This is a genomic window from Rhodopseudomonas sp. NSM (genome assembly GCF_052445935.1).
GTDB lineage: Bacteria > Pseudomonadota > Alphaproteobacteria > Rhizobiales > Xanthobacteraceae > Rhodopseudomonas.
This window is the reverse complement of the sequence record NZ_JBQTCH010000007.1, coordinates 233,179-258,465: the sequence shown is the minus strand read 5'-3', so window position 1 is coordinate 258,465 and position 25,287 is coordinate 233,179. Positions and strand designations below refer to the sequence as shown.

Here is a 25,287-nt window from a genome sequence, read left to right as displayed (position 1 = left end):
CCGGCCCTCGTCCTTGCCGATGCCGAAGCCTGTGACTTAGAAATAATGCGAAACATCCCGTCGGCCTCGGCGGCGGGGTGCCGACGGGATTTCAGGTTGTGGATGGGGGATCGACAGGTATGCGGAACGCTCGGGCACGAATTCTGGCAGGCTTCGCTTTCGCGATGGCTACCTCCGTTTCCACCGGCGCCATTGCAGCGTGTACCGGCACCGGCAGTTTCGTCCCGGGTCTGGTGCCCGGCTTCAATCCCTCATCGGTTCTTCCGTTCGCCGCCGGCGGCGCCGTGAACTCGCTGGTGTCGGCGATCAACACCGCCAACACCGCGTTTCTCACCCAGTCGACCGCCTTCGTCAGCGCGCCGCCGAATCCGGGGCCGAATCAGGAGGGCGGCGGGGTCTGGACCCGCGCGATCGGCGGTGAAGTCACCACCAAATCGACCAGCACGACCACCAATGTCGGAGTCTCGGGCGTCGGCGCCCTGCCGGGCACGGTAACCTGCGACAACGAGAACAAGCTGAGCTTCGCCGGCGTCCAGGTCGGGGCCGATACCTCGATCCTGAACTACAATGGCTGGAACCTGCATCTCGGCTCGACGGTGGGCTATCTCGGCGCCAAGTCGCGCGACAAATCGTCGGCCGGCGTGCTCAATCCGCTCGGCGGCACTTTCGAGGATACGCTGCAGGTGCCGTTCGCCGGCGTCTATGTGGCGATGACCAAGGGCGGCTTCTTCGCCGACGGCCAGGTCCGCCTCGACTACTACCAGAACTCGGTGAGCGACCCGATCGTCGGCGGCATCTTCGGCCAGAAGCTGGATGCGCGCGGCCTCTCCTTCACCGGCAATGTCGGCTACAATCACGCGCTGCCGAACAACTGGTTCATCGAGCCTTCGGCCGGTATCGTGGTCTCGAAGGTCAAGGTCGATCCGCTCAACGTCACCGGGTCGGTGGTGCTGCCCGCGAGCTTCACGCCGGGCGTGACCTTCCCGGGGCAGTTGCAGGTCGACGACATTAACAGCACGCTCGGTCGCTTCAGCCTGCGCGGCGGCACCAGCATCGCCTCCGGCAACATGATCTGGCAGCCGTTCGCGATCGCCAGCGTCTATCACGAGTTCAGGGGTGCGGTGACGTCGTCGTTCAACGGCGCGGCGGCTTCAGCGGCCACCAACGGCATTATTCCGTCGGTGACCGGCAATATCTCCAGTTCCAACCTCGGCACCTACGGCCAGTTCGGCCTCGGCGTCGCCGGTCAGATCGTCAACACCGGGCTGCTCGGCTACGTCCGTGCCGACTACCGCACCGGCGATCACATCGACGGCTACAGCCTGAACGGCGGCGTGCGCTATCAGTTCGCCCCCGAGGCGGTGGTCGCCGCGCCGCTCTACACCAAGGCGGCCAAGGCGCCGGTGCTGATCCACTCGGCCTACAACTGGACCGGTTTCTTCATCGGCGGCAGCTTCGGCATGCTGAACGGCCGGACCGACTGGACCTTCCAGCCGGGCGGCACCACCACCGATCCGCGCTTCGCCGGCGCCATCGGCGGCGGCCAGATCGGCTACGACTATCAGTTCGGCAAATGGGTGGTCGGCGTCGAGGGAGCTCTCAACGCGACCAATGCCAACGGCGCGCGCCCGTGCCCGTCCAGCGTGTTCTTCACCTGCGAAACCAACGTCAGCTGGATGGGGACCGCGACCGCCAAGCTCGGCTATGCGCTGTGGGATCGGTCGCTGTGGTATGTCCGCGGCGGCGGCGCCTTCGGCGACCTGAAGGTCACCACCACCTGCAACACCGGACCGTTCAACCCGCTGGGTCTGCCCGGCTGCGGCGAGAACGCCAGCCGCAGCCGCGCCGGCTGGACCATCGGAGTGGGCTCGGAGTTCGCGCTCAGCAAGAACTGGACGGTGCGCACCGAAACCAACTACTTCGACATGGGCCGCGAGCGCTACGAGACGCCGAACTCGACGATCGATGTCAAGCAGAACGGCTTCATCTCGACCGTCGGCCTGAACTACCGCTTCGCCCCGACCGTGCTGGTGGCGAAGTACTGAGCCCTGCGCGGGTCACCCCCACCGACAAAGGCCCCGGCGCAAGCCGGGGCCTTTCGCGTTCCAAAACTGTCTGCTCAAGACTGTCTATTCAGGACTGCCGGCCGTCGGCCCGAGCCGACCGATCGTCAGCCGGCCGACAGCCGCGGTTTGATCGCCGCCGGCACGTCCTGATCATGGCTCGCCTGGATCAGGTCGAGATGCCGCTCGATCTTGCCGAGCGCATCTGCCAGACCGGCGCGCTCGCGCGCCGACAGGCACGACAGGATCTCCTGTTCCCGCCGCTTCAGCCGCGGCACCAGCTCGTGATACAGCGCGCGGCCCTTGTGCGTCAGTTGCAGCCGGAATTCGCGGCGATCGTCCTCGTTCTCGACGCGCTCGATCAGTTCGCGCTCGAGCAGCGCGGTCACCGCACGGCTGATGGTTGATTTGTGCGTCCTGGTGCACTGCGAAATGAACTGCGCCGTGCAGGCGTCGTCGCGGAAGCCGAGCGTGGCGAGAATCCGCCAGCCCGGAATATCGAGCCCGTAGCGCTGCTGATATTCGCAGGCCAGCGCCGCGCTGACCTCGGCGGCCAGCCGGTTGAGCTGAAACGGCACGAACGAAAACAGATCGAGCTTGCTCAAAAAAATCTCCGGCTCGGGTTGCGCGGCGCGGCGAGGCCGGCTTAGATGGTTGCAAATGAAACTATCATGCAGGAGGACGCCTTGACCAGCGCTTTGCCGGGCCGCCCATGCCTTCCCGGTTTCCCGGGTCGAACAGGCTGAGGCCGATGCCCCTTCAGGCCCAGGAGCATTTCCAGTTCGGCTACCGCCGCCACCCCGATCAGGACCGCGCAGCTCTCGATGGTGGGCGGCGCCATCCGGTGGTGATCGTCGGCGCCGGCCCGGTCGGGCTGTCGCTGGCGATCGATCTGGCGCAGCGCGGGCAGAGCGTCGTGCTGCTCGACGACGCCGACCGGATCGGCGAGGGCTCGCGCGCGATCTGTTTCTCCAAGCGCTCGCTCGAAGTCTGGGACCGGCTCGGCGTCGGCTCCCAGATGCTCGACAAGGGCGTGGTCTGGCAGGTCGGCAAGGTCTTCCGCCGCGACGAGATGGTGTACCGCTTCGATCTGCTGCCCGAGACCGGCCACAGGATGCCGGCCTTCATCAACCTGCAGCAATATTACGCCGAAGCCTTTCTGGTCGAGCGCGTGCAGCAATTGCCGCAGATCGATCTGCGATGGCGCAACAAGGTGACAGCGCTGGCGCAGCACAACGACCACGCGGTGCTGACGATCGACACCCCCGAGGGGCCGTATCGACTGGCGGCGGACTATGTGGTGGCCTGCGACGGCGCGCGCTCGGCGCTGCGCGGCCTGGTCGGCGCCGAGTTCGCCGGCGAAGTGTTCGAGGACCAGTTCCTGATCGCCGACGTCAAGATGACGGCGGAATTCCCGACCGAGCGCTGGTTCTGGTTCGATCCGCCGTTCCATGCCGGCCAGTCGGCGCTGCTGCATCGCCAGCCCGACGATGTCTGGCGGATCGATCTGCAGATCGGCGCCGACGCCGATGCGGCGGTCGAGCGACTGCCCGAGAATGTCCGGCCGCGGATCGAGCGGATGCTCGGCCATGGCGACTTCTCGTTCGAGTGGATCTCGGTCTACAAATTCCAGTGCCGCCGGATGCAGCGCTTCCTGCACGAGCGGGTGATCTTCGCCGGCGATTCCGCCCATCAGGTCTCGCCCTTCGGCGCGCGCGGCGCAAACTCCGGGCTGGAAGACGGCGAAAACCTCGCCTGGAAGCTCGCCATGGTGCTGCGCGGCGAGGCGCCCGCGAGCCTGCTCGACTCTTACGAGATCGAACGCGGCCAGGCCGCCGACGACAACATCCGGCATTCGACCCGCTCGACCGATTTCATTGCGCCGCATTCGAAGCAGGAGCGCCGGCTGCGCGACGCAGCGCTCGCGCTCGCCAAAGAGGTCGACTTCGCCAAGCGCATGGTCAATGCCGGCCGGCTGTCGACGCCGTCGGTTTACGATAGTCCGCTGTCGACCCCCGATGCCGATTCGTGGAGTGCCGGCCCGAAGCCCGGCGCCGCGATGCTCGACGCGCCGCTGACGGCTGCCGATGGCGAGCCGATGTTTCTGACCGAGGCGTTCAAGGCGAGCGGCTGTGGCTTCGTGCTGCTGGAAAGCGCCAATGGCGCGTCGCCGCCGCTGCCGGCGGGCTTGCGCAGCATCCGCATCGGTGCTGTCAACGGCAGCGACGCGCCGCTGCGGGACAGCGACGGCGCCTTCGCGAGGCGCTACGACACTACGCCGGGTTCGGCCTATCTGCTCCGCCCCGACGGCTACGTCGCCGCCCGGTTCAGGCACCCGACACCGGCCGCGCTCGACGCCGCGCTGGCACGGGCGAGCGGACGATGAGGGCGTGGACATGATGTTCCACCTGACGAGTTTCGAACATGCACAGCGACGCGCAGTGCCGAACCTCTCCCCGCGCGCGGGGAGAGGTCGCCCGGCGAAGCGCAGCGAAGCCGGGCGGGTGAGGGGGCGCTTCCACGCGGCCGAGCCTCTGCGACTCGTCGAGACGCCCCCTCACCCCGACCCTCTCCCCGCAGGCGGGGAGAGGGAGCGCGCCGCCTCGCCAGGGAGGGCCGCCCAATGACCGCCGCGCTCTCGACCAGCAGCAATTTCGCCGATCCCGACGCTGCCTATCGGCTGATCGTCGAGGCGCATCGCGGGCTCGGCGACGACCAGAGCGCGGCGCTCGACGCAGCGCTGGTGCTGATCCTCGCCAACCACATCGGCGACCTCGATCTGCTGCGTGAGGCGGTGACGCTGGCGAAGCGGAGTGTCGTGAGTGAGCAATAATCGCAATCTTCAAGTTCGTCATTCCGGGGCGCGCGTAGCGCGAACCCGGAATCCATAACCACCGCCGGGACTATGGATTCCGGGCCTGCGCGCCGAGGCGCGCATCCCGGAATGACGAACCGAGAGGCTTCGTAGAACGCGCATCAGAGAACCGAGTCAGAGTTTGACGACCAACACTAAGGACCACCACATGGCCAAGGGCTTCGCTTCCACCACCGACCTCGCCGAAAAGAAGGTCACCTTCTCCGAGATCGGCCCCGATCTCTACGCCTTCACTGCGGAGGGCGACCCGAATTCGGCGGTGATCGTTGGCGAGGACGGCTGTCTGGTGTTCGACGCGCAGGCGACGCCGGCGATGGCCGGCAAGGTGATCGAGCGCGTCCGCGCCGTCACCGACAAGCCGATCAAATACGTCGTGCTGTCGCATTATCACGCGGTGCGCGTGCTCGGCGCCTCGGCCTATGGGGCCGAAGGCATCGTCGCCTCGCAGGAGACCTTTCGCCTGATCGAAGAGCGCGGCCAGCAGGACTGGGATTCCGAATACGGCCGCTTCCCGCGGCTGTTCCAGGACGCCGAAAGCATTCCCGGCCTGACCTGGCCGACGCTGACCTTCGACGGCGAGATGTCGATCTATCTCGGCAAGCGCGAGGTGCGGCTGATGCAGCTCGGCGCCGGGCACACCTCCGGCGACATCGTCGCCTGGGTGCCCGACGCCGAGGTGATGTTCACCGGCGACCTCGTCGAATATCACTCGGCCTGTTACTGCGGCGACGCTTATCTGCGCGAATGGCCGATGACGCTGAACGAGATCCGCGAGTTCAACCCCAAGGCGATTGCGCCGGGGCGCGGCGACGCACTGAAGGGCCTGGAAACCACCCGCGAGGCGATCGCGATGACGCGCGATTTCGTCGGCACGCTGTATGGCGCCGCCGAAATCTCCGTCGCCAAGGGCCTCAGCCTCAAGGAGACCTGGGACGCGACCCGCGAGAAGATGGACCCGAAGTTTTCGAGCTTCGCGATCTACGAGCACTGCCTGCCGTTCAACGTCTCGCGCGCGTTCGACGAGGCCTCGGGCATCGACGATCCGGTGATCTGGACCGCCGAGCGCGACCAGGAGATGTGGGCCGCGCTGCAGGGCTGATAATTCCGGCCGGGGGCGACATCATGCGTAACGGAATTGGAGGATGACATGAACATCAACGCCGCGCCGCAGATCATCGGCCAGGCCTCGCAGGGCATCACCCCGGGCTACATGTCCGGCTTCGGCAATTCGTTCGAGACCGAGGCGCTGCCCGGCGCGCTTCCGGTCGGGCGCAACTCGCCACAACGCGCGGCCTACGGGCTTTATGCCGAGCAATTATCAGGCTCGCCGTTCACCGCGCCGCGCGGCGCCAACGAGCGAAGCTGGCTGTATCGTATCCGGCCCTCGGTGAAGCACTCCGGTCGCTTCGCCAAGGCCGATAGTGGGTTGTGGCGGTCCGCACCGTGCCTCGAGCACGACATGCCGATCGCGCAATTGCGCTGGGACGCGCCGCCGATGCCTGCGGAGGACGTCACCTTCGTGCAGGGCGTCCGCACGATGACCACGGCCGGCGACGTCAATACGCAGGCCGGCATGGCCGCGCATATGTATCTGATCACCGCCTCGATGGTCGATCAGCACTTCTACGATGCCGACGGCGAATTGATGTTCGTGCCGCAGCAGGGCCGCTTGCGGCTGGTCACCGAATTCGGCGTCATCAGCATCGAGCCCGCCGAGATCGCGGTGATCCCGCGCGGCGTCAAATTCCGCGTCGAGCTGATCGATGGCCCGGCGCGCGGCTATCTGTGCGAGAACTACGGCGGCGCCTTCACGCTGCCGGAGCGCGGCCCGATCGGCGCCAATTGTCTGGCCAATTCGCGCGACTTCCTGACGCCGGTCGCCGCTTACGAAGAGAAAGACACGCCGACCGAATTGTTCGTGAAATGGGGCGGATCGCTGTGGCGGACGACGCTGCCGCATTCGCCGATCGACGTGGTGGCGTGGCACGGCAACTACGCGCCGTACAAATACGATCTGCGTACCTTCTCGCCGGTCGGCGCGATCGGCTTCGATCATCCCGATCCGTCGATCTTCACCGTGCTGACCTCGCCGTCGGAGACGCCCGGTACCGCGAATATCGACTTCGTGATCTTCCCGGAGCGCTGGATGGTGGCGGAGAACACCTTCCGGCCGCCGTGGTATCACATGAACATCATGTCGGAATTCATGGGGCTGATCTACGGCGTCTACGACGCCAAGCCGCAGGGCTTCGTGCCCGGCGGCGCGTCGCTGCACAACATGATGCTGCCGCATGGGCCCGATCGCGAGGCGTTCGATCATGCTTCCAACGGCGAGCTGAAGCCGGTGAAACTCACCGGCACGATGGCCTTCATGCTCGAGACCCGCTATCCGCAGCGCGTCACCGAATATGCGGCGACCGCGGGCACGCTGCAGGACGACTACGCCGATTGCTGGCGCGGCCTGGAGAAGCGCTTCGACCCGAGCCGGCCATGACGACGGCTGCCGATCACGACGCCGCGGTGCTGTACGGCTACTTCCGTTCTTCCGCGGCGTACCGCGTGCGGATCGCGCTCAATCTGAAGGGCGTCGTCGTCGCACAGCGCTACGTGCATCTGCGCAACGGCGAGCAGAATCTCGAAGCCTTCCGCTGGATCAATCCGGCCGGCTCGGTGCCGTTTTGGCGCGAGGGCGATTTCAGTCTGGCGCAATCGCTGGCGATCATCGAATATCTCGACGAGACCCATCCCGAGCCGCCGCTGCTGCCGAAAGATCCCAGGGCCCGTGCGATCGTGCGCGAAATGGCCTACGCGGTCGCCTGCGACATCCATCCGCTCGGCAATCTGCGGATTCTGAAACGGCTGACCGAGCTCGGCGTCGACGACATCGAGCGCGCGCGCTGGTCGAAGCAATGGATCGAGCAGGGCTTTGCGGCGATCGAGGCGAGGCTTTCGCAGACGCCGGGGCCGTTTGCTTATGGTGACGAGCCGACGCTCGCCGATCTGTGCATCGTCCCGCAAGTGTTCAACGCCCGCCGCTTCGACGCCGACCTCGCCCCGTTCGAACGCATCCGCCAGATCGAAGCCGAAGCGATGAAGCTCGACGCCTTCGTGGCGGCGGAGCCGGGCCGGCAGCCGGATGCGGAATAGCTTGTTCCGTCATTACGAGGAGCCGAGCAATCCAAAGACTTCGAGCTCAATCTCTCAACCCGTCATGCCCGGGCTTGTCCCGGGCATCCACGAAAGCTGCGTTGCCGCAAAGAAGACGTGGATGGCCGGGACAAGCCCGGCCATGACGGCATACTTGTGAACGACTGCCCCACCCAACGAAGTCGAGACTATCATGCATCCCAACGATCCGCGCCTGCGCTCCTTCATCGACGTGAAGCCCGAGTCGGTCTTCCCGATTCAAAATCTGCCTTACGGCGTGTTCTCGACCGCGTCCGACCCGTCACCGCGCGTCGGCGTCGCGATCGGCGAGTATGTGCTGGATCTCGCCGCTTTGCAGAACGCCAAGCTGCTCGATCTGCCGGACGGCGTGTTCGCTCAATCGTCGATCAACGCCTTCATGGCGCTCGGTCCGCAGACATGGAGCACGACGCGGGCGCGGATCAGCGCGCTGCTGCGCCACGACAATGCCGAGCTGCGCGACGACGCGGCGCTGCGCGCGCGGGCGCTTGTTCCGATGAGTGACGCGAAGCTGCATCTGCCGCTGCGGGTCGAAGGCTTCACCGATTTCTATTCGTCGAAGGAACACGCCACCAATGTCGGCACCATGTTCCGCGACAAGTCCAATCCGCTGTTGCCGAACTGGCTGCACATCCCGATCGGCTACAACGGCCGCGCCTCCACCGTCGTGGTCAGCGGCACCAGGATCCATCGCCCGCGTGGGCAGCTCAAGCCACCATCCGCCGAGCTGCCGAGCTTCGGGCCGTGCAAGCGGCTCGATTTCGAACTGGAGATCGGCGTCGTCGTCGGGCAGGCGTCGGCGATGGGCACGATGCTGACCGAACAGCAGGCGGAAGCGATGATCTTCGGCTTTACGCTGTTGAACGACTGGAGCGCGCGCGACATCCAGCAATGGGAGTATGTGCCGCTCGGGCCGTTCCAGGCGAAAGCGTTCGCCACCTCGATCAGCCCGTGGATCGTGACGCGCGAGGCGCTGGAGCCGTTTCGCGTGCAGGGCCCGGCGCAGGACCCTGTGCCGCTGCCCTATCTGCAGCAGCACGGCGCCTACAACTATGACATGGCGCTGGAAGTGAGCCTGCGCACGCCGGCGATGAATGCGCCGGCGCGGATCAGCGCCACGAACTTCAAATACATGTACTGGTCGTCGGTGCAGCAGCTCGTTCACCATGCGTCGAGCGGCTGCGCGATGAGCGTCGGCGACCTGCTCGGCTCCGGCACCGTCAGCGGCCCGGAGAAGGATCAACTCGGCAGCCTGCTGGAATTGAGCTGGAACGGCGCCGAGCCGCTGCAGCTCCCCGGCGGCGAAGTCCGCAGCTTCCTCGAAGACGGCGATTCGCTCGTGCTGCGCGGCTGGTGCCAGGCCGACGGCTACCGCGTCGGTTTCGGCGAGGTCGAGGGGACGATTCTGGCGGCCGCCAACTGACAACCTCGCGTTCGTCATTCCGGGGCGCGAGCGCAGCTCGCGAACCCGGAGTCCCGATGTTCAGGGCACCTCCAGATTCCGGGTTCGCGCTACGCGCGCCCCGGAATGACGAACGAGAGGTCGTAGGGTGGGCAAGAGGCGCGCAGCGCCGTGCCCACGCGCCTGCGCTGCGCCACTTGAGTAACGCGTGGGCTTCGCTTCGTTCAGCGCCACCCTACAGGCGGGGATTGTAGCTGCTGCCGCTTACTTCCCGCCCCACTCCTTCGCCAGGCCGGCCAGATCCGCCTTTAGCGGCGTGCGCACCGACGACGGCGTGCGCGAGAACCGTGGCGCCGGCGCCGGCTGGGTGTGGCCCTCGTGGGTGATGAACACCTCGCGCGCCACCATGTGCGGATGTTGCGTCGCTTCCGCCATCGTCAGCACCGGTGCGAAGCAGACGTCGGTGCCTTCCATCAGCTTGCACCATTCGTCGCGGGTCTTGGTCTTGAACACCGCGGTCAGCTTTTCCTTCAAGGCCGGCCAGTTCTTCGGATCCATCTGGCCGTCATATTGCGGGTCGCTCAGCCCGGCGAGTTCGCGCAGCAGTTTGTAGAACTGCGGCTCGATCGAACCGATCGAAACGAAATGGCCGTCCTTGCATTCGTAGACGCCGTAGAAATGCGCGCCGCCGTCGAGCATGTTGCTCTCGCGGCCTTCCTTCCAGCGGCCGGCCGCGGTCATGTCGAAGAACATCGTGATCAGCGAGGCGGCGCCGTCGCACATCGCGGCGTCGACCACCTGGCCCTTGCCGGACGATTTCGCCTCGAGCAGCGCGGCGAGCATCCCGACGACCAGATACATCGAGCCGCCGCCGAAATCGCCGACCAGGTTGAGCGGCGGCACCGGCCGTTCCGCCGGGCCGATCGCCGCCAGCGCGCCGGTGATCGAGATGTAGTTGATGTCGTGGCCGGCGGCCTGCGCCAGCGGGCCGCTCTGGCCCCAGCCGGTCATTCGGCCATAGACCAGTCTCGGATTGCGGCCGAGCACCACGTCGGGGCCGAGGCCGAGCCGCTCCATCACGCCGGGGCGATAGCCCTCGATCAGCGCGTCGGCATTGTCGAGCAGCGCCAGTACGCCGTCGAGCGAGGCCTTGTCCTTGAGATCGACCACGACGATCTTGCGGCCGCGGGCAGCGGCGCCGCGCGGCGTCTGGCCGGCGCGCGAAAGGGTAATCACTTCGGCGCCCATGTCGGCCAGCAGCATCGCGCCGAACGGGCCCGGGCCGATGCCGGCGAATTCGACGATGCGGATGCCCGCAAGCGGTCCGCTGGCGCGGCCGGAGGTCTGCGGCTTGGTGGAGGCGGTCGCTGTGTCTTGCACCTTGGGTGTCCATTGTTGTTGTCCGCATCGCGCGGAGCGGTTGTCGTTGCGGCGAAATCACCACGGCCGGTGCATCAAGGGCAAGCGGCTTTTCAGCGCAGCGCTGCATGCCGCCATGCGACCGCGCCGCACAAAACAAAACGGCGCGCCAATCGCGCGCCGCCTGCCGTCGTGTGGAATTATCGTGTCGGGCGCAATGCGATCGGCGCAGCGACCGCGAAGGTACGCCGCCGGTCGCGCGAGCGGCAGCGCGCTCCCTCGCCCCGCTCTTCGCGGGGAGAGGGTTGGTGAGGGGCGACGCGAGTCGGAGACTCTCGGCCTTGGCGAGACGCCCCCTCACCCGGATCACCGCTTCGCGCTGATCCGACCTCTCCCCGCACGCGGGGAGAGGTGAAGCCCAAAGCAGAACGCGACGTTCAGCCCGCCGCCTCGACGGCGCGCTGCGCCATCACGCGGATCAGGTTGGCGCGATAGTCCGAGCTGCCATGGATGTCGGCCATCAGGCCGTCGTCCGACACCTTGACGTTGTCCAGCGCCGACGCCGACCAGTTCGCCTTCAGCGCGTCCTCGATCACCGGCACCCGCATCACGCCGTTCTGCGATGCGCCGGTGGCGGCGACCCGGATCTCGCCGGATTTGTGCTTGGCGACGAACACGCCGGTCAATGCGAAGCGCGACGCCGGATTGCGCATCTTCGCATAGCCGGCCTTCTCCGGGATCGGGAACGAGATCGCGGTGATGATCTCGTTGTCCTCGAGCGCGGTCATGAACAGCCCCTTGAAGAACTGGTCCGCCGGGATCTCGCGCTTGTTGGTCTTCACCGTGGCGTTCAGCGCCAGCACCGCGGCCGGATAGTCGGCGGCCGGGTCGTTGGTCGCGACCGAGCCGCCGATCGTGCCGCGATAGCGCACCGCGGGATCGCCCAGCACCGAAGTGAGATGCGCGATCGCCGGGATCGTCCGCTTCACGTCGGCATTGTGCATGATGTCGTAATAGGTCGTCGCCGCCCGGATGGTCAGCGCGTCGGCGCTGGCCTCGATGCCGATCAGCCCCGGAATCCGCGCGATGTCGATGACGTCGCTCGGCCCGGCGAGGCGCTGCTTCATCACCGGCAGCAGCGTGTGGCCGCCGGCGAGATATTTCGGGTCGCTACCCTTGCCGAACAATGCAACGGCTTCATCGACGGTGGAGGGGCGGTGATAGTTGGTGGCGTACATTGCAAATCTCCCAAGAGATCAGAATCGGAAACGATCAAGCCAAATTTCCGGTCATTGCGAGGAGCGAAGCGACGAAGCAATCCAGTTCGCATGCGCAGCCTCTGGATTGCTTCGCGGAGCCTGTGCCCGGACCGCGCGAAGCGCGGATCCGGGTGCTCGCAATGACGGAGCGCTTACTCCGCCGCCTGCTGCAGCGGCGCGTGGATCGCGTGCCACACCCGGTCGGGCGTCGCCGGCATTTCCAGTTTGTTGTTGCCGATCGCGTCGGTGATGGCGTTGATCACCGCCGCCGAAGCGCCGATCGCGCCGGCCTCGCCGCAGCCCTTGACGCCGAGCGGATTGCCCGGACACAGCGTCTCGGTGTGCGACACCTTGAACGACGGCACGTCGTCGGCGCGCGGCATCGCGTAGTCCATGAACGAAGCGGTGATGAGCTGGCCGGTGTCGTCGTAGATCGCCTGCTCCAGCAGCGCCTGGCCGATGCCCTGGACGAGTCCGCCATGGACCTGGCCCTCGACGATCATCGGGTTGATGAGCCGGCCGAAATCGTCGACCGCGACGAAGTTGACGAACGTCGTCTTGCCGGTGCCGGGATCGACTTCGAGCTCGCAGATATAGGAGCCGGCCGGGAAGGTGAAGTTGGTCGGGTCGTAGAACGCGCTCTCCTTCAGGCCGGGCTCCATGCCGTCCGGCAGATTGTGCGCGGTGTAGGCGGCGAGCGCCACCATCGGCAGCGCGATCGACTTGTCGGTGCCGGTGACCTTGAACTCGCCGTTCTCGATCACGATGTCGCCTTCCGACGCTTCGAGCTGATGCGCCGCGATCTTCTTGGCCTTGGCCTCGACCTTCTCCATCGCCTTGAAGATCGCCGACATCCCGACGGCGGCGGAGCGCGAGCCGTAGGTGCCCATGCCGAACTGCACCTTGTCGGTGTCGCCGTGCACGATCGAGACCTGGTTGATCGGGATGCCGAGGCGATCGGCGACGAGTTGCGCGAACGTCGTCTCGTGGCCCTGGCCGTGGCTGTGCGAGCCGGTCAGGATCTCGATGGTGCCGACCGGATTGACTCTCACTTCGGCGGATTCCCACAGGCCGACGCCGGCGCCGAGCGAGCCCACCGCTTTCGAGGGCGCGATGCCGCAGGCCTCGATGTAGCAGGAGAAGCCGAGCCCGCGCAGCTTGCCTTCCGCCTTGGCCTTCTCCTTGCGCGCCTGGAAGCCGGAATAATCGGCGGCCTTCAGCGCGGCGTCGAGCGAGGCGCCGAAATCGCCGACATCATAGGCCATGATCACCGGGGTCTGATGCGGGAACTGGGTGATGAAGTTCTTGCGCCGCAGTTCGGCCGGGTCGACCTTGAGCTGCCGTGCCGCGGTCTCGACCAGCCGCTCCAGCAAATAGCACGCCTCGGGGCGGCCAGCGCCGCGATAGGCGTCGACCGGCGTGGTGTTGGTGTAGACGCCGATCACCTCGGCATAGATCGCCGGGATGTTGTACTGGCCCGACAGCAGCGTGGCGTACAGATAGGTCGGTACCGAGGACGAGAACAGCGACATGTAGGCGCCGAAATTGGCATGGGTCTTCACCCGCAGCGCCAGCATCCTGTTGTCGGCGTCGAACGCCATCTCGGCCTTGGAGACGTGGTCGCGGCCGTGAGCGTCGGTCAGGAACGCCTCGTTGCGGTCGCCGGTCCATTTCACCGGGCGGCCGGTCTTCTTGGAGGCCCACAGCGCCACCATCTCTTCCGGATAGATGAAGATCTTGGAGCCGAAGCCGCCGCCGACGTCGGGCGCCACCACGCGCAGCTTGTGCTCTGGCGCGATGTTGTAGAATGCCGACAGCACCAGCCGGGCGACATGCGGATTCTGCGAGGTGGTGTACAGCGTGAAGTGCTCTTCCGCCTCGTTGTAGTCGGCGAGTGCGGCGCGGGGCTCCATCGCGTTCGGCACCAGCCGGTTATTGGTGAGCTCGAAGGTCACCACATTGGCGGCCTTGCCGAATGCCTCGTCGACCGCCTTCTGGTCGCCGATCTCCCAGTCGTACACGATGTTGCCGGGCGCTTCGGGGTGAAGCTGCGCCGCGCCGGGCGCGATCGCGGCCTTGATGTCGGCGACGGCGGGCAGTTCCTCGTAATCGACCACGATGGCCTCGGCGGCGTCGCGGGCGAGGTTTCTGGTCTCGGCGATGACGACCGCGACCGCCTGGCCGACGAAGCGCACCGTCTCCGGCGCCATCGCCGGCCACGCGCCCATCTTCATCGCCGAGCCGTCCTTGGAGTGGATCGCCCAGCCGCAGATCAGATTGCCGACCTTGTCGTCGACGATCTGCTGCCCGGTGAGCACGTCGACCACGCCCGGCATCGCCTTGGCGGCCTCGACGTCGATGCTCCTGATTTTGGCGTGGGCGTGCGGGCTGCGCAGGAAATACGCATGCGTCATGCCGATGATCTTGATGTCGTCGACGTAGCGGCCCTTGCCGGTGATGAAGCGCCGGTCTTCCTTGCGCGCGACTCTGGCGCCAATACCCTCGATGCCCATTGCATTTGCTCCCTGTCCGACTGCGTCGGCCGCGACGTTGACGACGCGGGCGCAGCGTTCGATTGATTTGATCGGTGACGAAACGGCGAAGGCGGCAGCGCCTATTCTGCGGCCTGCGCCATCTTCATGCGGGAGGCGGCGTCGAGCACCGATTTGACGATGTTGTGATAGCCGGTGCAGCGGCAGATATTGCCTTCGAGCTCCTGGCGGACGGTCTCTTCGTCGAGGTCGGCGCCGTGCCGGTTGACGATGTCGATCGCCGACATGATCATGCCGGGCGTGCAGTAGCCGCATTGCAGGCCGTGATTGTCGCGGAACGCGGCCTGCATCGGGTGCAACTCGTCGCCACGGGAGATGCCTTCGATCGTGGTGATATTGGCGCCATCGGCCTGGCCGACCAGCGTGGTGCAGGACTTCACGGCGCGGCCGTCGATATGCACGATGCAGGCGCCGCACTGGCTGGTGTCGCAGCCGACATGGGTGCCGGTCAGGTTCAGATGATCACGCAGCAGCTGGACGAGGAGGGTACGATCCTCGACCTCCGCCGTGACGGCTTTCCCGTTGACAGTCATTGAGACTTTGGACACGCGCAGTCCTCCCGGTGAATTTTTAATTGTTCCAATTAGAAGCACGGCCGCGGGACTTTGCAACTGGGATTTTCGCGGCGTCCGTTTCAGAGATGCGCGCGCTGCCTGATGACACTGCGATGACGACCTGCTGAGATACTGCAGAGTGATGGATTACAGAGGGCGGCACTGGGAGAAGCAGTCTCAGGGGGCTGACACGGAAGTAACCCGCAGGGCGTCGGCGCAATCGGTCGAAAATCTGTTTGCAGCGCAGCAAGCCGGCGCCGGCTGGTGGCCCGCTGAACGATCCCGGCGCGTCGCGCCCGAAGCTTACGGGGCGATGCTGTTCCCGAATCGTGGGGAACCGATGCCGTCTGCTTCCGTTGTCTTCGCAACCGATCCGCCGCCCGCGGCGGATCGCCACGTTCGGCGCTTGCGGCGTGGCTCAACGCCGGAGCGAGGTGAATGGCCATTCCGACCAGCGCCGTGATCAGCGAGACGACGCGGGCCGATGCCGGCGGTGTCGTCGAAACGGATATTCCGGCGCGGCTGGACGGACTGCTGTGGAGCGGCTTTCATACCCGAGTGGTGGCCGCGCTCGGCATCACCTGGATTCTGGATGGCCTCGAAGTGACGCTCGCGGGCACGCTGTCGGGGGCGCTGAAACAGCAGCTGCAGTTCTCGAACCTCGATGTCGGCCTCGCCAACAGCGCCTACCTCGCCGGCGCGGTGATCGGCGCGCTCGGCTTCGGCTGGCTGACCGACCGGATCGGCCGCAAGAAACTGTTCTTCATTACGCTCGCGCTTTATCTCGCCGCGACCGCTGCGACGGCGCTGTCATGGAATGTCTGGAGCTACGCACTGTTTCGATTTCTCACCGGCGCAGGCATCGGCGGCGAATACACCGCGATCAACTCGACGATCCAGGAACTAATGCCGGCGCGCTATCGCGGCTGGACCGATCTGATGATCAACGGCAGCTTCTGGATCGGTGCGGCGCTCGGCGCGGTCTGCGCCATCGTGTTGCTCGACCCGGCGGTCATCGATCCCGAATATGGCTGGCGGGTGGCTTATTTTACCGGCGCCGTGCTCGGCCTGGTGGTCTTCGTGATGCGGCTCTGGATTCCGGAAAGCCCGCGCTGGCTGATGATCCACGGCCGTCCGGAACAGGCCGAAGCGATCGTGGCCGCCATCGAGCGCACGGCACGCGCCGCGCCCGAGGCGGAGCATCGCATCAAATCGAGGATCAGGCTGCAGACGCGCAGCCACACGCCGCTGCGCGAGGTCGCGCACACGCTGCTCATCAGATACAGGCAGCGTTCGTTCGTCGGGCTGACGCTGATGGTGGCGCAGGCGTTCTTCTACAATGCGATCTTCTTCACCTACGCGCTGGTGCTGACCGACTTCTTCGGGATCCCCGTCAGCCATATCGGCTGGTACATCCTGCCGTTCGCGGCCGGCAATTTCCTCGGGCCGTTGCTGCTCGGACGATTGTTCGATACGATCGGCCGCCGCAAGATGATCGCGTTCACCTATGGCGTCTCGGGAATTCTGCTCGCAGGGTCGGGCTATCTGTTCTCGATCGGGGCGCTGACCGCGCAGACTCAGACGATCGCCTGGATGGTGATCTTCTTCTTCGCATCGCCGGCCGCGAGTGCTGCCTATCTCACGGTCAGCGAGACCTTCCCGCTCGAGGTTCGTGCGCTGGCGATCGCAATATTCTACGCGATAGGCACCGGGATCGGCGGCGTCGCCGGCCCGGCGCTGTTCGGCGTGCTGATCGATACCGGGTCACGCGCCACCGTGTTCGCCGGCTATCTGCTCGGCGCGGGTCTGATGATCGTCGCCGCAATGGTCGGTTGGCGTTATGGTGTGGCGGCTGAACGCAAGTCGCTCGAACAAGTGGCGCGGCCGCTGGCCGCTGTAGAGGAAAACGGATGACTTCGAATTTGGCCGACGACACTCCACGGCAGAACACCAACTCGGTGCCGGTGCCCGGCGCATTGGTTCCGCATCTCGACCAATGTGCGCTGCTGCTCGATATCGACGGCACCTTGCTCGATATGGCGCCGACGCCGCGCGAAGTCTGGGTGCCGCCGGAACTGGAGCAGACCCTGCGCGCGCTGCACGAGCGCACCTCCGGCGCGCTGGCGCTGGTCAGCGGCCGCTCGATCAATGATATCGATCTGATCTTCGCGCCGCTGAAGCTGCCCGCGGTCGGCGGCCACGGCGCCGAGATGCGGCTGTTGTCCAGCGGCGATTACGCCGCCACCAATGTGCCGCCGCTCGATCCCGAGTTGAAGAGCCGGCTCGCCGCGATCGCGCGGATCAGCCCCGGCATTCTGCTCGAGGACAAGGGCTATTCGCTCGCGCTACACTACCGGCTGGCGCCGCACACCGAAAAGGCGATCTACGAATCCGTCGCCGCGATCCGCGCCGAGAACCCGCACGCCCCGCTCGAAGTGCTGCCCGGCAAGTCGGTGTGCGAGATCAAACATGCCGGCGTCACCAAGGCGACCGGCGTGCTGGAACTCATGAAGCACGAACCTTTCAAGGGCCGACGGCCGGTATTTCTGGGCGACGACGTGACCGACGAAACGGTATTTGCGATCATGCCGGAACTGCGTGGCATCGCATTTTCGGTGGGACGCCACAGCGATATCGTGGCCGGCCATTTCGACGAGCCGCGCGATGTGCGGGCATGGCTCGCGCAACTGCTCGATCCACAGTTTGTCACAACTTAGCCGCAAGATTCTGGGTTCCGCGTCTTTTCATGTCATGGCCGCAATGTTGATGGAATCGGGCCATGGAACGAACTCGATGAACGGTTGTTAATATGGACAATCATCAAAGGGTTGGGCGCCGGAGGGACAAGTGAACCTAGTGGTCGTTTCAAACCGGGTCGCAAGGGCCTCGGCAAATGAGCCAATGACCGGCGGTCTGGCCGCCGCGCTGCTCCCCATCGTCGAAAAATCAGGAGCAATCTGGGTCGGTTCCAGTGGTCGTGTGCGCGATGGCGTACAAAGGGAGCCTTTCGCTGAGATCGAACCGCTCGGCGCCGGCGCGCTGGCGATGCTGGACCTGCCCGCCGCGCATTATGGCGGCTATTACGAAGGCTTCGCCAATTCCGCGCTGTGGCCGGCGCTGCATTCGCGCGCCGATCTGATCCGCGTTTCATCGGACGATTATCATTCTTATCGCGAGGTCAACGGCTTTATGGCGCGCGCCTTGATGCGCTTCCGCAAGCCCGATACCGCGTTCTGGATTCAGGACTACCACTTTCTCGCGCTCGGCGCCGAGTTGCGCGCACTCGGCGTCACCCAGCCGATCGGATTCTTCCTGCACACGCCGTGGGCGTCGCCGGCGACGATGGGGTGCGTGCCGCACAATCGCGAACTGATCGAGGCGATGCTCGCCTATGATCTGATCGGTTTCCAGACCGAAGAGGACCGCAGCAACTTCCTCTCTTACGTCAAAGCCGAACTTGCCTATGGCGTCACCGACGGCGTGATCGTCACGCCGCACGGAACATCGCGCTGCGAAGTCTTCCCGATCGGCATCGATGCCGATCTTTTTGCGCAGCAGGCCCAGAAGGCAACGGCGCATCCGGACGTTTCGCGGCTGCGCAAGAGCCTTCACGGCGAGAAGCTGGTGATCGGCGTCGATCGCCTCGACTACTCGAAGGGCCTGATCAACCGCGTCAATGCGTTCGACCGCATGCTGACCTCGCGGCCGTCACTGCAGCGCACCGTATCGCTGCTGCAGATCGCGACGCCGTCGCGCGGCACGATCGAGGCCTACGGCAATCTGCAGGGCGAACTCGCCAGGCTCGTCAGCGACGTCAATGGCCGGCTCGGCGAAGCCGACTGGACGCCGATCCGCTATCTCAACAAGGGTTTCCGCCAGGGCGTGCTGGCGGGTCTGTACCGCACCGCGCAGGTCGGCCTGGTAACGCCGCTGCAGGACGGTATGAATCTGGTGGCGAAGGAATACGTCGCCGCGCAGAACCCGATCGATCCCGGCGTGCTGGTGCTGTCGAAATTCGCCGGCGCCGCCAACGAACTCGACACCGCGCTGCTGGTCAATCCCCACGACGTCGAGGGCATGGCGCGCGCCATCGCCACCGCGCTGTCGATGCCGCTGACCGAGCGCCGGCTGCGCTGGGAAGCGATGATGGCCAAGCTGCGCCGCGGCAGCGTGCAATCCTGGTTCGCGGATTTCGTCGCGTCCCTGGAAGACGCCCATGGCGCCAACCGCGAAGCCGCCCGGGAAATTGCCAGCCAGCCGCCGGCGCTGAAGATGGCGGGAGGCTGGTCGCGGGGCGGCCCTTCGGCATTCGGCGGCGCGAGGCTGCAATAGGAGGCAGCCGGCGCCGCGTCCGGGCACTGCTGCCAGGATTCGCGCGACGATGTGCGCCCGGCGGATCTGCGGCCCGAGCTTTCCGATGCGGGAGCGCTCCATCAAATCAATAATTTAGGTGAAATCCGCCAGCCGCGGCCGCGATGCCTTGCCAAATCCGCCCGGCGCGGTCATGAGAGGGCGCCCGGAGAGATGGCCGAGTGGCTTAAGGCGCACGCTTGGAAAGCGTGTGTGCGGGAAACCGTACCGTGGGTTCGAATCCCACTCTCTCCGCCAGTGTTCGGATGCTCGGCATTCTTCTGTTATTTCAATGACTTGTCAAGGCTGGCGGCCGAAGTGCCCCGTGGTGGCCCGCATTGTGTCGCCATCGCCCACTGATTCATCCAAGCGTTTGGACTATCGCTGAACCCAGGCTCACATCCTCAGGCACCATTGCAGACCGGCTCCCGGCCTCCTCGCCGGTCAGGTAGGGCAACATGTCGAACGACGACATCATCGCAGGCTGGGTTGTCGGTAACCATGCAACGGCGCACGCCTCTTGCGTGGCTGCTGAGGCATCGCGAGTTTCAAGAGGGTAGGGATCGGCCAACGGAGATTGTGCCGATGCAGCACGCATGTTGGGTGCCGGTCCTTCGGTCGTGGCGTTCGCTTGGTATCGACATGGACGAAGTGCCCGAGACGACAATGGCCTCCGAGGTTGGCCAAATACCCGTCGATGGCGGTGATTTTCTGCCGTTCCTGTTAGAGTACCGTAGGATTATCGAGGACGGCGGGGGCTCGCTGACCGATTTGGCGAGCCGCCATCCTCAATACCGCGATCTGCTCTTTCGGCCTCAAGGCGACGAGGCGTGCAGCGCCAAGACGCTCGATCTCAATTCTCAACCACGCGTCGACGCCGGACCATCCTGATCATTATCACTTCAACTCGAGTTTCACTGCAGCGATTGCGGGGGCTATCTGATCAGCGCGCCGGATGAAGACCATGAACCCGTTCGTTGCACGGCCTGTGGCGCGGCGTTCGACAACCTCGCTAATGTCAAGGAGGCCTGCAGATCGATCGCCCTCGAAGAGATGCGTTTTCGCAAGCTGGGTGCGTTCCGTGACACCTGACCGCGCGATTCCCTAATGGCAGGTGCGAGGCGACATGCGGCCGATCCGCCCGACATCGTTCTGCACGCTAGTCGGACGGCGCAACGCCCGCAATCGTGCCAGCAACTCCTCGAACGCAAATGGCTTGCCGGGTAATCGTCCGCGCCGCTGTCGAGGCCGACACCCGGTCTGCTAGCTCGTCGCGGGCGGTGAGTACCAGTGCTGGCACCGCATTACCGCTCTCGCGCAACTTCGGAATCAGCGACAGGCCGTCACCGTCCGGCAGTCGGCGATCGAGCACGATCGCGTCGTAGTCGCCCTCACCGGTAATCACCTCGGCTCCGGATAGATTCGGCGCATGATCGATGAGCATGTCGTGGCGCGCGAGCGTTGCTCGCAGCGCCGTGACCGTTTCCGGCTGGTCCTCCACCAACAGAAGGCGCATTCGCAGCCACTTCCCTGCGTCCGATCTCCGTCGGGGCTGCCGATTCCACGCCCAATTCATTGCGGCAAGTTTGCGGCAGTCAGGCGAAGCCGTCGCTGGTGACTTTTTTCAAACTACGCGTTCGCGACAGACTGCCGCAATGTTCGCGTGAGACTGAGGGCCATCTGTCGGGCCTGGCTTGATCATCCAGCTGCGCCGGACACTGCCCAACCGGCGGGAGCCGTCCGCATTCGACGGCGGAAGTCAGCAAACGGAAAGACAAGTAAATGACCTCGCTACCCAATCATCACCATGGATCCGTCCGCACTTTCATCGTCCGGGAGATCCAGCATGTCGGCGGCTGACATCCTGCCGTTTTTTCGCGCGTGGATTCGCAATCCGCTGAGCGTCGCCGCGGTTGCCCCGTCGGGGTCTGCCGCCTCGTCCCTGATGGTGCAAGGGATCACCGCCGAGACCGGCCCCGTCATCGAGCTCGGACCCGGCACCGGCGTGTTCACCCGCGCACTGCTCAAGCGCGGCGTCAGGCAACAGGATCTCACTTTGATCGAATACGGATCCGATTTCATCCCGCTACTACAGCAACGCTTCCCCGGAGCTCGCGTGCTTTGGATGGATGCAGCCTGGCTGCACAGGGAAAAGCTGTTCGAGGGGGCGCCGGTTGGCGCCGTCGTCAGCGGGCTCGGGATGCTCACGATGCCGCCGGACAAGGTGCAAGCGATCCTTGACGGTGCGTTCTTCTATCTCCGCCCGGGCGGCGCCTTCTATCAGATCACTTATGGCCCGCACTGTCCCGTTGCTGACGTGATCCTGGATCGCCTCGGCCTGCAAGCAACCTGCATTGGGCAGACCTTTCGCAACCTGCCGCCGGCGTCGGTGTACCGGATCAGTCGCCGCCCCCAACGTGATTGAGGCACCATGGACCCGTCGCACACAATTACACTGTTTATGAGCTTCGGCCTGCTGGGCGTTGGCTGCCTGGCGGTCGCCGAGAAGTTCATCCCGCTGTTTCCGTCCTATGTCCTGCTGATGCTCCTCGGCCTGACGATTCCCGACGGCACGATGCTCGCCATGACCATCATGGCGACAAGCCTCGGATCCGTGATCGGGGCGATCGGTTGGTACCGGATTGGCCGTGCGTTGGGTTCGCAGCGCGTCGAGGGGCTGGTGACACGCTATGGAAAGTACGTGTTTCTGCGGACCTCGCTCTATCACCAGCTCACCGACGCTTATCGCGGCAACCATTTCTGGGTGACGCTGATCGGCCAGACGCTGCCGGTGGTGCGGATCTATCTGGCTCTGCCGGCAGGTGTACTGCGACTGGAGCCGCGCGCCTTCGTTGCTGCCGCCGCGATCGGCACTGTGATCTGGAACATGCCGTTCCTCACCCTTGGCTATGCGCTGCGCGGCAGCGGCCACGATCCCGTCGGCATCGGCTTCTGGGTAGCGGCGGCTCTGATCGCCATAGAGGCTGCGATCATCCTGGGACTTCGCCTCTACAAGCGTTTGATCGCGTCGCCGCGTTCTGCGCGGCCACATGCAGTCGCTGCGCCAGTGCCCGCCGAGGAGTTTGCATGAGAGCCCTGTTGTCCCGTTTCAGACCCGCCTCCCATGCGCTCGAGCATCTCTTGGCCGCGGTGCTGACCCTGCTCGCCAGCCTTCAGTTCGGCGTCGCGGCGTCCGACGGCCGGCATCGTGGCGCCCAGCTCGCGCTGCTTGTTATTGCCGTCGGCGTCTATTGGCATCGCTCGATCTTCAGGCGGCGCGCCAGCCGTGACGTGACGAAGGTCCTCGCGGGCCTGGCGGAAGCCGCGGCGATGACCTTTCTTCGCGAGCGCCGCGACGGCGATCGGCCGGCGCAGCACCCGGACGCCGCCCGCTCCTTGCCGCGGGATGTCACCAGGGTCAGGAGCCTGTTCATTTCCGACGTCCATCTTGGGACCAGAGGATGCCAGGCCGATCGGCTGATCGACTTTCTCCGCCACCATGACGCCGAAACCCTGTACCTGGTCGGCGATATCGTTGATGGCTGGTGTTTGAGGTCGAGCTGGTACTGGCCGACGGCGCACAATGCGGTGGTGCAGGAACTGGTCGACCTCGCGCGCCGGGGCAAGCGCGTCGTCTATGTTGCCGGCAATCACGACGAGTTCGTGCGCGACTATGTCGGCTCGGCGTTTGGCGGCCTCGAAGTGGTCGAGTACGCGATTCACCGCGGTATCGATGGGCGCGACTATCTCGTCGTTCATGGTGATCATTTCGATCTCGTCGTGCGTCACGCCCGCTGGCTCGCGTTGCTCGGCGATGCCGGCTATCGTACAGCGTTGGCCTCGAACGTCTGGCTGAACAAGATCCGGAGCCGGTTCGGGCTCGCCTATTGGTCGTTCTCATCCTGGGCGAAGTTGCGGGTCAAGAATGCGGTCAGCCACATCGGCCATTTCGAGGAGGTGCTGTCGTCGGAAGCGGCGCGCCACCAGGCTCAGGGCGTGATCTGCGGCCACATCCATCACGCGGCCATGCATGACGATTTCGGCGTTCGCTATATCAACACCGGCGACTGGGTGGAATCCTGCACCGGGGTCGTCGAGCATCATGACGGTCGCTTCGAGATCATCAGGTGGACCGCGCTGCCGCACCCGATGCCGGGTGACGCGAGCGTGGTGCCATTCGCGAAAGCGGTGGCGTGATGCGCGTGCTTGTCGCGACCGACGCCTGGCGTCCGCAGGTCAACGGCGTGGTGCGCTCGTTGGAATATCTTGCCAGCGAAGCGCCCTCGCTCGGGGCCGATATCGACTTCCTGACGCCGAGCGATTTCCGCACGCTGCCGCTGCCTGGATACCGGGAGATCCATCTTGCGCTCGCCTCGGCGCGGCGGATCGAGCGCGCGATCTCCAGGATACGCCCGGACTCGGTGCACATTGCGACCGAAGGGCCGATCGGGTGGATCACGCGCTACGTCTGCCAGACGCGCGGTTATCCGTTCACGACCAGCTATCACACCCGCTTTCCCGAATATCTGGCTGCGCGGTTACCGGTGCCGCTGAAGTGGGGCTATGCGGCGCTGCGCCGCTTCCACAACAGCGGTGACGGCACCATGGTCGGCTCGCCGACGCTGGAGCGAGCGCTGAAGGCGCATGGCTTCCGCAATTTGATGCCGTGGTCGCGCGGTGTCGATGCCGAGCTGTTTCGTCCGCACAGCGTGCGGCCGCTGGCCTTTCCGGCGCCGGTGTTCCTGTATGTCGGCCGCGTCGCGGTCGAGAAGAACCTCGACGCCTTTCTCGATCTCGATTTGCCGGGTTCGAAGATCGTGGTCGGCGACGGGCCGTCGCGCGCGGCCCTGCAATCGAGATATCCACACGTCCGCTTTCTCGGCACGCGGACCGGGCAAGCGCTTGCCGACGTCTACGCATCGGCAGATGTCTTTGTCTTCCCGAGTCTGACCGATACGTTCGGGATGGTGATCCTCGAGGCGCTGGCGTGTGGTCTGCCGGTCGCGGCCTTCCCGGTGATGGGACCGCTCGACGTCATCGGCAAGTCGGGCTGCGGCTGTCTCGATCGCGATCTGCGCCGTGCGGCGCTGGCTGCACTACAAGTGCGGCGTGAAGAATGCCGGGCCCACGCTTTGAACTTCACCTGGCGCGAGAGCGCGCGGCAGTTCCTCGACAACACCAGACGGGCGCACGGTGTGCCCGGGCAGGACTCCACCGCCGTCGCTCACGAACGCGCGCTGGCGTGATCCTTGGGTTGAATGATTCTGTCCCCGACAGTCCGCTCGAAGACGCTACAGGCACGGCAGCGCCATGCGCGAATGGAACGAGGGCGCAATTCCGGCAGCCGCGCCACAGCGTGCCTGGGAAGTTAGAAAATGCATTATCTTTCAATGGGGATTGACTGACACCTCTCTCCGCATCAGACGAGAAACGCAGTCCCGCCGCTGGGGCGCAGCATCAAAGTGCTCCTGTTGAGTTGGCGGCGACCGCCGTTTTGGCCTCGGGTCCGTCGTTCAAGTTCATGGTCCCGCCGGGGCCGTTCTTCCACTCTCATCAGCAACGATCCCATCGATCGGCGAGCGGACACGGGATTGGTCCAGCGCGCCGACAGGGGCGGTATTACAATAAGGGCGGCCGGCGCCGGGTGCCCACAAACTCAACAATGTATGATTACAAATTAATCTTCA

20 protein-coding genes, 1 tRNA gene and 1 pseudogene are annotated in these 25,287 nt (G+C 65.3%); 16 read left to right on the top strand and 6 right to left on the bottom strand.

All coding sequences use genetic code 11. The annotated features are described in order from the left end of the window. Positions 1–164 precede the first annotated feature (164 nt). Positions 165–2,045 (top strand): autotransporter domain-containing protein, encoded by a 1,881-nt coding sequence (locus ACTZWT_RS18890; RefSeq protein ID WP_444771212.1) that lies wholly within the window; start codon positions 165–167, stop codon positions 2,043–2,045. Between the two features lie 125 nt (positions 2,046–2,170). On the opposite strand, the gene ACTZWT_RS18885 is transcribed toward ACTZWT_RS18890, so the two are convergent. Continuing rightward, entirely contained in the window at positions 2,171–2,668 is a 498-nt protein-coding gene (locus ACTZWT_RS18885; protein ID WP_444771211.1) for a MarR family winged helix-turn-helix transcriptional regulator, read from the bottom strand. Positions 2,669–2,775: 107 nt separating this feature from the next. Here ACTZWT_RS18885 and ACTZWT_RS18880 point away from each other — a divergent pair, with 107 nt between their 5' ends. From ACTZWT_RS18880 to fahA, 6 genes are all read left to right on the top strand, one after another. Further along, entirely contained in the window at positions 2,776–4,449 is a 1,674-nt protein-coding gene (locus ACTZWT_RS18880; protein WP_444771210.1) for an FAD-dependent oxidoreductase, read from the top strand. Between the two features lie 237 nt (positions 4,450–4,686). Further along, positions 4,687–4,896 (top strand): DUF2783 domain-containing protein, encoded by a 210-nt coding sequence (locus ACTZWT_RS18875; protein ID WP_444771209.1) that lies wholly within the window; start codon positions 4,687–4,689, stop codon positions 4,894–4,896. A 190-nt stretch (positions 4,897–5,086) separates the two neighbouring features. Beyond that, positions 5,087–6,037 (top strand): MBL fold metallo-hydrolase, encoded by a 951-nt coding sequence (locus ACTZWT_RS18870; protein ID WP_444771278.1) that lies wholly within the window; start codon positions 5,087–5,089, stop codon positions 6,035–6,037. 48 nt (positions 6,038–6,085) lie between these two features. Further along, positions 6,086–7,432 carry a homogentisate 1,2-dioxygenase gene (gene hmgA / locus ACTZWT_RS18865; RefSeq protein ID WP_444771208.1) on the top strand — a complete coding sequence of 449 codons (1,347 nt, stop codon included), beginning with the start codon at positions 6,086–6,088 and terminating at the stop codon, positions 7,430–7,432. Next, positions 7,429–8,085: a maleylacetoacetate isomerase gene (gene maiA, locus ACTZWT_RS18860; protein ID WP_444771207.1), complete on the top strand. Its 657-nt coding sequence runs from the start codon at positions 7,429–7,431 to the stop codon at positions 8,083–8,085. Before hmgA ends, maiA begins: the two co-directional genes overlap by 4 nt. Before the next feature lie 193 nt (positions 8,086–8,278). After that, the gene (fahA, locus tag ACTZWT_RS18855; RefSeq protein WP_444771206.1) at positions 8,279–9,547 is read left to right on the top strand and encodes a fumarylacetoacetase; all 1,269 of its coding nucleotides are present in this window, start codon (positions 8,279–8,281) and stop codon (positions 9,545–9,547) included. 243 nt (positions 9,548–9,790) lie between these two features. On the opposite strand, the gene ACTZWT_RS18850 is transcribed toward fahA, so the two are convergent. The 4 genes from ACTZWT_RS18850 to ACTZWT_RS18835 form a co-directional block, all read right to left on the bottom strand. Then, entirely contained in the window at positions 9,791–10,906 is a 1,116-nt protein-coding gene (locus ACTZWT_RS18850; RefSeq protein WP_444771205.1) for a CaiB/BaiF CoA transferase family protein, read from the bottom strand. Positions 10,907–11,322: 416 nt separating this feature from the next. Continuing rightward, a complete protein-coding gene (locus tag ACTZWT_RS18845; protein WP_444771204.1) occupies positions 11,323–12,123 on the bottom strand; it encodes an FAD binding domain-containing protein in 801 nt (266 codons plus the stop codon). A gap of 173 nt (positions 12,124–12,296) precedes the next feature. Then, positions 12,297–14,657 (bottom strand): xanthine dehydrogenase family protein molybdopterin-binding subunit, encoded by a 2,361-nt coding sequence (locus ACTZWT_RS18840; RefSeq protein ID WP_444771203.1) that lies wholly within the window; start codon positions 14,655–14,657, stop codon positions 12,297–12,299. A 101-nt stretch (positions 14,658–14,758) separates the two neighbouring features. Next, a complete protein-coding gene (locus tag ACTZWT_RS18835) occupies positions 14,759–15,244 on the bottom strand; it encodes a (2Fe-2S)-binding protein (protein WP_444771202.1) in 486 nt (161 codons plus the stop codon). Positions 15,245–15,688: 444 nt separating this feature from the next. Here ACTZWT_RS18835 and ACTZWT_RS18830 point away from each other — a divergent pair, with 444 nt between their 5' ends. The 5 genes from ACTZWT_RS18830 (at position 15,689) to ACTZWT_RS18810 (ending at position 20,491) form a co-directional block, all read left to right on the top strand. After that, positions 15,689–17,164, top strand: a complete 1,476-nt coding sequence (locus ACTZWT_RS18830) for an MFS transporter (RefSeq protein ID WP_444771201.1) — start codon at positions 15,689–15,691, stop codon at positions 17,162–17,164. Continuing rightward, positions 17,161–17,967, top strand: coding sequence for a trehalose-phosphatase (otsB, locus tag ACTZWT_RS18825; RefSeq protein ID WP_444771200.1), 807 nt, complete (start codon positions 17,161–17,163; stop codon positions 17,965–17,967). The genes ACTZWT_RS18830 and otsB overlap by 4 nt, the downstream gene beginning before the upstream one ends. Positions 17,968–18,097: 130 nt before the next feature. Continuing rightward, positions 18,098–19,582 carry an alpha,alpha-trehalose-phosphate synthase (UDP-forming) gene (otsA, locus tag ACTZWT_RS18820; protein WP_444771199.1) on the top strand — a complete coding sequence of 495 codons (1,485 nt, stop codon included), beginning with the start codon at positions 18,098–18,100 and terminating at the stop codon, positions 19,580–19,582. Positions 19,583–19,768: 186 nt separating this feature from the next. Further along, positions 19,769–19,858, top strand: a tRNA-Ser gene (locus ACTZWT_RS18815). A 384-nt stretch (positions 19,859–20,242) separates the two neighbouring features. After that, positions 20,243–20,491, top strand: a complete 249-nt coding sequence (locus tag ACTZWT_RS18810; protein WP_444771198.1) for a hypothetical protein — start codon at positions 20,243–20,245, stop codon at positions 20,489–20,491. Between the two features lie 231 nt (positions 20,492–20,722). Here the strand turns inward: ACTZWT_RS18810 and ACTZWT_RS18805 are convergent. Then, positions 20,723–21,116 (bottom strand): annotated as a pseudogene (locus ACTZWT_RS18805) (response regulator); the annotation flags it as partial. Positions 21,117–21,446: 330 nt separating this feature from the next. Between ACTZWT_RS18805 and ACTZWT_RS18800 the strand changes: the two are divergent. From ACTZWT_RS18800 to ACTZWT_RS18785, 4 genes are all read left to right on the top strand, one after another. Continuing rightward, positions 21,447–22,025, top strand: a complete 579-nt coding sequence (locus ACTZWT_RS18800) for a class I SAM-dependent methyltransferase (protein ID WP_444771197.1) — start codon at positions 21,447–21,449, stop codon at positions 22,023–22,025. Between the two features lie 6 nt (positions 22,026–22,031). Beyond that, a complete protein-coding gene (locus tag ACTZWT_RS18795) occupies positions 22,032–22,691 on the top strand; it encodes a DedA family protein (RefSeq protein ID WP_444771196.1) in 660 nt (219 codons plus the stop codon). Between the two features lie 239 nt (positions 22,692–22,930). Beyond that, complete coding sequence (locus tag ACTZWT_RS18790; RefSeq protein WP_444771277.1) at positions 22,931–23,797, top strand: UDP-2,3-diacylglucosamine diphosphatase; 867 nt, start codon at positions 22,931–22,933, stop codon at positions 23,795–23,797. Next, positions 23,797–24,846 (top strand): glycosyltransferase family 4 protein, encoded by a 1,050-nt coding sequence (locus ACTZWT_RS18785; RefSeq protein ID WP_444771195.1) that lies wholly within the window; start codon positions 23,797–23,799, stop codon positions 24,844–24,846. Before ACTZWT_RS18790 ends, ACTZWT_RS18785 begins: the two co-directional genes overlap by 1 nt. Positions 24,847–25,287: the final 441 nt, after the last annotated feature.

What these genes read in the sequence shown, in the direction of transcription:
- ACTZWT_RS18830 (WP_444771201.1), top strand. Translation starts at nt 15,689, where the DNA reads ATGGCCATTCCGACCAGCGCCGTGATCAGCGAGACGACGCGGGCCGAT.
- ACTZWT_RS18795 (WP_444771196.1), top strand. Translation starts at nt 22,032, where the DNA reads ATGGACCCGTCGCACACAATTACACTGTTTATGAGCTTCGGCCTGCTG.
- ACTZWT_RS18890 (WP_444771212.1), top strand. Translation starts at nt 165, where the DNA reads ATGGCTACCTCCGTTTCCACCGGCGCCATTGCAGCGTGTACCGGCACC.
- ACTZWT_RS18880 (WP_444771210.1), top strand. Translation starts at nt 2,776, where the DNA reads ATGCCTTCCCGGTTTCCCGGGTCGAACAGGCTGAGGCCGATGCCCCTT.
- ACTZWT_RS18845 (WP_444771204.1), bottom strand. Translation starts at nt 12,123, where the DNA reads ATGTACGCCACCAACTATCACCGCCCCTCCACCGTCGATGAAGCCGTT.
- ACTZWT_RS18800 (WP_444771197.1), top strand. Translation starts at nt 21,447, where the DNA reads ATGTCGGCGGCTGACATCCTGCCGTTTTTTCGCGCGTGGATTCGCAAT.
- ACTZWT_RS18790 (WP_444771277.1), top strand. Translation starts at nt 22,931, where the DNA reads ATGACCTTTCTTCGCGAGCGCCGCGACGGCGATCGGCCGGCGCAGCAC.
- ACTZWT_RS18785 (WP_444771195.1), top strand. Translation starts at nt 23,797, where the DNA reads ATGCGCGTGCTTGTCGCGACCGACGCCTGGCGTCCGCAGGTCAACGGC.
- ACTZWT_RS18875 (WP_444771209.1), top strand. Translation starts at nt 4,687, where the DNA reads ATGACCGCCGCGCTCTCGACCAGCAGCAATTTCGCCGATCCCGACGCT.
- otsB (WP_444771200.1), top strand. Translation starts at nt 17,161, where the DNA reads ATGACTTCGAATTTGGCCGACGACACTCCACGGCAGAACACCAACTCG.
- ACTZWT_RS18870 (WP_444771278.1), top strand. Translation starts at nt 5,087, where the DNA reads ATGGCCAAGGGCTTCGCTTCCACCACCGACCTCGCCGAAAAGAAGGTC.
- fahA (WP_444771206.1), top strand. Translation starts at nt 8,279, where the DNA reads ATGCATCCCAACGATCCGCGCCTGCGCTCCTTCATCGACGTGAAGCCC.
- maiA (WP_444771207.1), top strand. Translation starts at nt 7,429, where the DNA reads ATGACGACGGCTGCCGATCACGACGCCGCGGTGCTGTACGGCTACTTC.
- ACTZWT_RS18840 (WP_444771203.1), bottom strand. Translation starts at nt 14,657, where the DNA reads ATGGGCATCGAGGGTATTGGCGCCAGAGTCGCGCGCAAGGAAGACCGG.
- hmgA (WP_444771208.1), top strand. Translation starts at nt 6,086, where the DNA reads ATGAACATCAACGCCGCGCCGCAGATCATCGGCCAGGCCTCGCAGGGC.
- ACTZWT_RS18810 (WP_444771198.1), top strand. Translation starts at nt 20,243, where the DNA reads ATGGACGAAGTGCCCGAGACGACAATGGCCTCCGAGGTTGGCCAAATA.